The following is a 7,004-nucleotide window of genomic DNA, read 5'->3' as shown; positions in this document are numbered from 1 at the left end:
ACCCTGGAGGTCTCTATTTTTAGGGAAGGATTGAGCGTCTTGACCAAAAAGTGTTTTTCCCTCCTTGAATTTTTAAGGCATGTCTTTAGCTTGTTAAAACCGCAAAGGAAGCCTTTTTGTAAAAATGTCCAGTAGTATGGTCGTTGACATTTAATATCTCCAACTTATACAACCTACTTAATGGGGTTAAATCGTTTACTTGCGACTTATACAAGTTGAGCTCCCTTAGATTGAATAAATTGGCTAATGGAGTTAAATCTTGTATCAGTGTATTATCGGCTGAGAGGGTTTGTAATTTTGTTAAGCTTTTTAAAGGGCTCAAATCATGAACTTTGGTTTCTTGTATATTGAGATATTCTAAATTAATCATATTTTTTAATGGCCTTAAATCCATTACTTCAACTTTAAAAAGACTTAAGCTTTGCAAATTAATTAATCCTGACAAATGGCTTAAGTCATTAATTTTAAAGGAATATATTGAAAGTTCATTTAAATTGATTAAACCCTTCAATGGGCTTAAATCAACAATTTCTTTAGAAAAGATATCAAGTTTTTGCAACTGGAATAAATCGGCTAAAGGCCTGTGGTCCTGCCCATCCTGGTAGCGCAGCAGAAAATAGTAGCAAACCATCCAGCGGTCGCGCTCCACCTCCAGCCAGGGCATGCTGGAGAGGTCGAGGTTTTCGATGGTTTCCACCTCCTGTTCGGTCAGGTAGATTTTTTGCTCTTTGGACTTGTGCACTTTAAACTCCGGCTCGTAGTGGACCTCGTTTTGATGGAGCTTTTCCCTTTTGGCTAGGGTCATGAATTTTTTCAAAAACTTGATGTGGTTGGCAAAGCCCCCGGTTTTTTGAATGCCAAAGGATTGATTGAGGAATTGCCAGAAGTCGCCGTACCAGCTGAGGTTGATGTCGCTCCAGGTCCAGTGGGGCACGCCGCGATGTTGGGCAAATTGGGTCAGGCGCAGGATCAGCGATTCGTAGTGGGCCAGGGTGCCAGGGCTCACCTCGTGTACACCCTTGGCCACCTCATCGATGTGCGCCTGGATGAATTCCACGATGTTGGATTTTTTGGCCTGGGCCGCCTGGGCTTTCAGGTTGGTTTTGGTAGGTAGCTCGTTGCCCTCCAGCAGGTTCTTTTCCAGCTCCAGGATTTTGGCGTGGATCAGGGCGTTCATTTGGGCGTGCAGCGGGTGGGCGCGCAGCACCTTGCCGTTTTTCTCGTCCCATTGCTGTGGATCCACCGCGACTCCGGTCTGGAAGTATTTCTTTTTGCCATAAATTTTGACGGCACAGCTGCCGTCCTTACGTGGCTCGTAAGTCCAAAGAATCGGTTTGAAGTTCATAAAAGCAGTTGTTGCGAAGCCATAAACAGCTTCTTCTTAGAAATCAAAAAAGACTTAGACCTTTCCAAGAAATTTCCCAACAATTAAGCGCAACAAGCGTCCTAAGATGACAACAAAATAAACAAAAAATTTTACAATTTCCCAATAAAAAAGCCCTATTCTTGCGGAAATCCAGTAGAATAAGGCTTTTTCTTCAAACAATTCAGCTAACCAGGCAGGATTCGAACCTACATCACTTGACTCAAACTCAAGTATCCTCACCATTGGACGACTGGTCAAAAAACTCAAAATAGACGCGCAGAGGAGATTCGAACTCCTAACTTGGGATCATGAGTCCCACGTACTAACCCTTATACTACCGCGCAGTGTTGGGCTTGTTGCGCAACAAGCCGGTGGTCTAGATGGAAAGACTTGAACTTCCAGCCCCTGACGTATCAGGTCAGTGCTCTAACCAATTGAGCTACACCAAGAAATTGAAATGAATTGAAATTGAATCGCCACTGCTTCACTTCAGCGGCGTGGGCCTGAGCGAAGTGGCGATTAGCGTTGTCGTTGAATGTGGATGCGAATGTTGTGAAGAATCATCATTTTTAAAGGTTATGCCCCACTAACCATGAGGGATGGGAAAGAGTTCCCGAGGGAGGTAATTTTTTTCACGCTCTGTCTTCCTCTTATCGCCGATCAGTTGCGATAATCCAGAAGTACGTTTAACTTGGGTACTTTAAATGAAGCTACCATGATCCAAATACCACTGCAAGTTGATCCTTCCATCCTGATTTCCCTGAATAAATCGCCAAATGAATTTGGGGAAGAGTTGAAACTATGGGCAGCAATCGGCTTTTATGAGCATGGTAAACTCAGCCTGGCTAAAGCGGCAGACGTAGCGGGGTATCATCGGCTAGATTTTGAGAAAGCTTTGGCAAAGTTGAATATTCCGATTTCGTTGTTGGAGATCGATGACGTAATGGCTGATTTAGCATTTTTAGAAAAGTTGTAAAGCAATGCTTCTAATCGCCGATAATAAGAGGCTTAATACTAGACCTCACCCACTCATCCAATTGCCTCTTTTTCCAGCACAGTTAACCATCCTTCTGCTTGAAACAATTGCTGAACATCGGTACACAGTTGCTTGCTATCAAAATCGCTGATTTTGCGCTTGCTCAAATCTTGTAGGCTTTGTAGATAGGCATTGGCAATTAAAGAAAGTACTTTGGCTTCGGAATATGCTCCCACCAATTCAAACGGTAGTTTTTTCTGGATGAAAACTTCCTTTTTGGCTTTGTAGTAGCGCATCATTTCGCCATGTAAGGTGTTGGTAGGGCGCAACGCTACAAAAATATAGGCGATTTCGTGGACGCTGGTGCCATAGGAACGAAGGGAAATATTCTGGTTGAGGGATTGGCGGATAAGATCAAGATTAGTAGATATGATTTTAGCACTGACTTCATGCCAAGTGATAGCGGTGAAGAAGAAATTTTCGATGTTATGTGTGCCTGGTATTTGCATGGTTTTGCTTTGGATTATTGGTCGTTTTTGTTGCCAGGTGGCCGCTTTTAGAGAGGGTTCAATTTTTGTGCCGATCAGCTTATTTGTTGCCCTCTCAAAACCACAATTGCCGTTCCATCACCCTTTCCACATCATTCAATTTCAATACCTTAATTGTCGCTTCTCCAATTTCTGATTTTGCATAAAAAACATAGTCTAGCAACTCGAAGTGTTCGCTCCAATGATCACTTCTGGGATTGTATAAACGAATGAATCGATTCTCAGGTAGCAAAACAGTCCCCACATCACTGCCTTTATTATTGTTGCAAGCAAAACACGACCAAGCCAGATTTTCTGCTTCCGTTTCACCCCCATGTTTTATACTAATGATGTGATCGACCTGGAAGCCCAAGAAGGAATCATCTTCATGTGCCTTACAATACTCACACCTGTGTTCTGCTCGAATGGTCACCAAAGCCCTCAGTCGATCTGGAATGTACGCTCCCATAAGTCTTAAGCAAGACGCTGGCGCGCCCGAGCTTTAGCCATGCGCATCAAGTGTTCAATAACCATGAAGTAGTCCAATTCACGGTTTTCATCAACAGTCAAAGTACCCTCACGTTTTTTCTCTAACAAATCTTCAGCACGAGATTGTAGTGCAAGCGAAGGCTTGAAGGCCACAATGTCCTCTGGCCTGGGAAAAGAAGTCAAAAAATCAATCACTTCATCAAAAAAACGTGTAAGCACCATAAGGAACAATTTTTCTACAAAATAAATGAATTTGAAGTAAGATGCAAGTAATCAGACTCACCACTAGGAGCATTGCCGCTTTGCTGATTCTATGATCATCAAGCAGGTTTCAACCCCAAATTATCAATCAACCGCACTTCCCCCACCCAGCTCGCCACACAAGCTACAATCCACGCATGCTCCGCTGGATCAACAACTGGCAGCAAAGTCTGCCCATCTACAATTTGAAAATACTCGGGCCGAAAGTCCGGTAAACTCAACCTCTGCATTGCCTCTGCTTCAATGTCCGCAATCGGTAAAATTCCCAACTGTGTTTTAGCCCAACTCAAAGTCTGGAAAATCACCGGAGCCGCCATGCGCTGTTCCGGACTCAGGCGTACATTCCGCGAGCTCATCGCCAAACCATCCGCTTCCCGCACGGTGGGCACCATCACCAACTCTACGGGCAAATCCAATTGCCGGATCATGTGCCCGACGATGCTGAACTGTTGAAAATCTTTTTGCCCCATGTACAGTCGGTCGGGTTGCACGATGTCGAGCAGGCGTTTGACTACCTGCGCCATGCCCTGAAAATGCCCGGGGCGAAAGGCACCTTCCATGACTTTGTCCAATTGCCCCAACTCCAGTTGTAAGGTCGTTTCCAGGCCCGGCGGATAAATTTCCGCTACCGGGGGCATAAAAAGCACTTCGGTACCAACCGATTCCAAGAGTTGGAAGTCTTTGTCTGGTGTACGCGGATATTTTTCCAAATCTTTGGGATCATTGAATTGCGTAGGATTCACAAAAATGCTGCACACTGTACAAGCATTGTGCGCTTTGCTGTGGCGAATCAAATCGAGGTGGCCTGAATGAAGGGCACCCATGGTTGGTGCAAATCCAATCGTCTCGCCCAATCGGCGGCGAGAATTGAGGTACTGCTGAAGTTCACTAAGGGTCTGGTGCAAAAACATCGTTGGCAATAAAGTGTTATTATTATTGTGGATAAGAAAATTGGCGCAATTTAGTGATGACTTGGAAACAAGTTGCTCATTAGTAAGGAAAAGTGCTCAATATTTCTTAATTTTGCAACTCGTTCGTAGTTGCCTTGTCAAAAATCTGTTGTACAGAGGTAAAAACAGGGCAAAATAATGTCCCGGCTATATGAGTAAGAAGAAAGTGCTGATTGTGACGCAAGAAATGGAGCCTTATACCGTCGCTTCTGAGATTGCAGCTATGGCTCGAAAATTGCCACAACACATCCAGGAAAACGGGCTGGAAATCAGGGTGTTAATGCCAAGGTTTGGTTCTATCAACGAACGAAGGCATCGACTCCACGAAGTGGTGAGGCTTTCCGGGATGAACATTATTGTCGACGATGACGATTACCCACTCATCATCAAGGTGGCCTCGTTGCAAGAAGCGCGTATGCAAATCTACTTTTTAGACAATGACGACTTCTTCCGACGCAAATCGATTTTTGTAGACGATAGTGGGGTTCCTTTTGATGACAATGCCGATCGGGCCGTGTTTTTCTGCAAGGGTGTCATCGAAACCGTGAAAAAATTTGGTTGGCCACCCGATGTTGTACATTGCCTGGGGCCAATGACCAGTTTGATTCCGTTTTACCTCAAGTCTGCCTACAAAAGTGACCCTTTGTTTCTCAACACCAAAGTAGTTTACTCGGTGTACAACGAAGCACTGGAAGATTCTTTCAGTCTGGAGACCTTTTTGGCTAAAGCAGGCATCAACAACATCTCCGCCGAAGAACTGGCCGATTACCAAACGGATGGAGCAGTAAGCCTTCACAAAGGGGCCATTGCTTTTGCCGATGGAGTGGTCAAAGGCAGCCACAGCTACAACGAGGAAATCCAGGCGATTTTGGCCCAAACCGATAAACCGGTGATCAATGGCCAAAGTCCCGAGGACTTGCCTGAAATTATGGAATTCTACCAAACTTTAATGAGCCAGATTGTGGCAGAATAAGCGCTACACTGCTCAAATCTCTTTTTACATCGATCTGATTGAACCATACACTCAGATCGATGTATTTCATTTGGATTAATTTTTACACTTCACCATGAAGCATTTTAGTTTTTACCTGACTGTTTTAGGCTTGAGCCTGGTTACTGTTTTTTCCTGTACCAACCCCATCGATACGGGTTCAGGTTTGTTGGATGAAGACTTGGTCAACGTTCAAACTGTAGATACTTTTAAAATCAACACCACGGCTGTGCCTGGCGACTCTCTATTGGTATACAGCATTCCTACTTCTGCCTCAAGTGGGTTTCTTTCCAGGTATTTTTTGGGTAAAATGAATGACCCAATTATGGGCTTGACGGATGTCGCCATCCAAACCCAAATCGTTCCTGCTTTGCAGGTATATCCAGGTTTGAACATTACGGTGGATTCACTGGTATTGGTACTCCCTTACTCCACTGCGAATATCTATGGCGATAAAGCCCAGCGCTACGACCTGGAGATCCGGGAATTGGCCGACTCCTTTGCTTTGGACAAGAATTATTACAGCAATCAAAAATTGACTGTAAAACCTGCCGTCATGCAGGCCAAATCTTTTGCCGTCAGTTACGACTCAATCACCATCAAAGATTATTCAACGGGTGTAGCGGTTGACAGCAAAGTACCGCCACAATTGCGTGTCCGCTTCACCGATGCTGAGTTTCAGTCCAGATTGGTAGGGCTTGATACCTCCGTGTACAAAAACCGGGTGAAATTCATTCAAGCCTTATATGGTTTGCAACTGAGCACCAGCAATATCGGCAAAGCCTTGGCCGCATTTGACCTTACATCCACCCGTGCAGGTTTGTACCTGTATTACAAAACCGCTACGGGTAGTGTCCAGGAATACCGCTATGTTTTTGGCTTTGTAGCCGCGAACTCCATTACCCGCGATCGGGGCACCAGTTTATTGGGCAAATACCTGGCGGGTGAGCCCGATCAGGAATACATCCTGCTCCAGGGACAAGAAGGTGCCAATAGTAAGTTTTCTATCCCAGGCCTCAAAAACCTGAAAAACGTCATTGTCAACAAAGCGGAATTGGTACTCAAAGTAGCCAATGTTCCAGGTGACGAGTCGGTCTTTTTTACCCCAAGCCCCCGTATCCTCGCCATGTACCGCAATGACAAAGGTCGACTCACCGTAGTTGAAGATTTTGACATTGCCTCACAAGCGGGTAGTCTCGATCCCTATTATGGCGGGGCTTACGTCAGTGGAACAAACAATGAACCAGGCACATATACTATTAACCTGAGCGCACACGTTCAAAACATACTTACAGGGAAAGTACCTAACGACATTTACCTCAAGGCTTTCCCTCTAGCCGAATCAGCCGCAAGAACCACCCTGTACCGGGCCGATCATCCTCTGCATGGTGCAAAATTGAAGTTGTATTATACCCAACTTGGGCAGTGATAAAAAAAGTGAAAA

8 protein-coding genes and 3 tRNA genes are annotated in these 7,004 nt (G+C 44.9%); 3 read left to right on the top strand and 8 right to left on the bottom strand.

Annotated elements, in window-relative coordinates:
* Nucleotides 1-85 precede the first annotated feature (85 nt).
* The 4 genes from ACEW9O_RS14605 to ACEW9O_RS14590 form a co-directional block, all read right to left on the bottom strand.
* Nucleotides 86-1,345 (bottom strand): leucine-rich repeat domain-containing protein, encoded by a 1,260-nt coding sequence (locus tag ACEW9O_RS14605; RefSeq protein WP_373550913.1) that lies wholly within the window; start codon nucleotides 1,343-1,345, stop codon nucleotides 86-88.
* Nucleotides 1,346-1,551: 206 nt separating this feature from the next.
* Nucleotides 1,552-1,623, bottom strand: a tRNA-Gln gene (locus ACEW9O_RS14600).
* Between the two features lie 15 nt (nucleotides 1,624-1,638).
* Nucleotides 1,639-1,710: transfer RNA gene (locus tag ACEW9O_RS14595), tRNA-Met, on the bottom strand.
* Nucleotides 1,711-1,738: 28 nt separating this feature from the next.
* A tRNA-Ile gene (locus tag ACEW9O_RS14590) sits at nucleotides 1,739-1,815 on the bottom strand.
* A gap of 266 nt (nucleotides 1,816-2,081) precedes the next feature.
* Between ACEW9O_RS14590 and ACEW9O_RS14585 the strand changes: the two genes are divergently transcribed.
* Nucleotides 2,082-2,342, top strand: a complete 261-nt coding sequence (locus tag ACEW9O_RS14585; RefSeq protein ID WP_373550912.1) for a UPF0175 family protein — start codon at nucleotides 2,082-2,084, stop codon at nucleotides 2,340-2,342.
* 53 nt (nucleotides 2,343-2,395) lie between these two features.
* Here the strand turns inward: ACEW9O_RS14585 and ACEW9O_RS14580 are convergent, their stop codons facing one another.
* From ACEW9O_RS14580 to panC, 4 genes are all read right to left on the bottom strand, one after another.
* Nucleotides 2,396-2,851, bottom strand: a complete 456-nt coding sequence (locus ACEW9O_RS14580; RefSeq protein ID WP_373550911.1) for a hypothetical protein — start codon at nucleotides 2,849-2,851, stop codon at nucleotides 2,396-2,398.
* A gap of 94 nt (nucleotides 2,852-2,945) precedes the next feature.
* Entirely contained in the window at nucleotides 2,946-3,338 is a 393-nt protein-coding gene (locus ACEW9O_RS14575) for an HNH endonuclease (protein ID WP_373550910.1), read from the bottom strand.
* 5 nt (nucleotides 3,339-3,343) lie between these two features.
* On the bottom strand, nucleotides 3,344-3,580 hold the full coding sequence (locus tag ACEW9O_RS14570) for a hypothetical protein (protein WP_373550909.1): 237 nt from the start codon (nucleotides 3,578-3,580) through the stop codon (nucleotides 3,344-3,346).
* Nucleotides 3,581-3,678: 98 nt separating this feature from the next.
* Nucleotides 3,679-4,530, bottom strand: a complete 852-nt coding sequence (panC, locus tag ACEW9O_RS14565) for a pantoate--beta-alanine ligase (RefSeq protein ID WP_373550908.1) — start codon at nucleotides 4,528-4,530, stop codon at nucleotides 3,679-3,681.
* A gap of 190 nt (nucleotides 4,531-4,720) precedes the next feature.
* On the opposite strand from panC, the gene ACEW9O_RS14560 reads away from it, so the two are divergent.
* The gene (locus ACEW9O_RS14560) at nucleotides 4,721-5,542 is read left to right on the top strand and encodes a glycogen/starch synthase (RefSeq protein WP_373550907.1); all 822 of its coding nucleotides are present in this window, start codon (nucleotides 4,721-4,723) and stop codon (nucleotides 5,540-5,542) included.
* 94 nt (nucleotides 5,543-5,636) lie between these two features.
* Complete coding sequence (locus ACEW9O_RS14555; protein WP_373550906.1) at nucleotides 5,637-6,989, top strand: DUF4270 family protein; 1,353 nt, start codon at nucleotides 5,637-5,639, stop codon at nucleotides 6,987-6,989.
* Nucleotides 6,990-7,004 lie beyond the last annotated feature (15 nt).

Source organism: Haliscomenobacter sp., assembly GCF_041740695.1.
Lineage (GTDB): Bacteria > Bacteroidota > Bacteroidia > Chitinophagales > Saprospiraceae > Haliscomenobacter.
Note: the sequence above shows the minus strand (reverse complement) of the source record. Positions and strands in the feature narration are given on the sequence as shown.

Bases quoted from the DNA above. Each gene is read 5' to 3' on its own strand.
- ACEW9O_RS14560 (WP_373550907.1), top strand. From the start codon at position 4,721: ATGAGTAAGAAGAAAGTGCTGATTGTGACGCAAGAAATGGAGCCTTAT.
- ACEW9O_RS14605 (WP_373550913.1), bottom strand. From the start codon at position 1,345: ATGAACTTCAAACCGATTCTTTGGACTTACGAGCCACGTAAGGACGGC.
- ACEW9O_RS14575 (WP_373550910.1), bottom strand. From the start codon at position 3,338: ATGGGAGCGTACATTCCAGATCGACTGAGGGCTTTGGTGACCATTCGA.
- ACEW9O_RS14580 (WP_373550911.1), bottom strand. From the start codon at position 2,851: ATGCAAATACCAGGCACACATAACATCGAAAATTTCTTCTTCACCGCT.
- ACEW9O_RS14585 (WP_373550912.1), top strand. From the start codon at position 2,082: ATGATCCAAATACCACTGCAAGTTGATCCTTCCATCCTGATTTCCCTG.
- ACEW9O_RS14555 (WP_373550906.1), top strand. From the start codon at position 5,637: ATGAAGCATTTTAGTTTTTACCTGACTGTTTTAGGCTTGAGCCTGGTT.
- panC (WP_373550908.1), bottom strand. From the start codon at position 4,530: ATGTTTTTGCACCAGACCCTTAGTGAACTTCAGCAGTACCTCAATTCT.
- ACEW9O_RS14570 (WP_373550909.1), bottom strand. From the start codon at position 3,580: ATGGTGCTTACACGTTTTTTTGATGAAGTGATTGATTTTTTGACTTCT.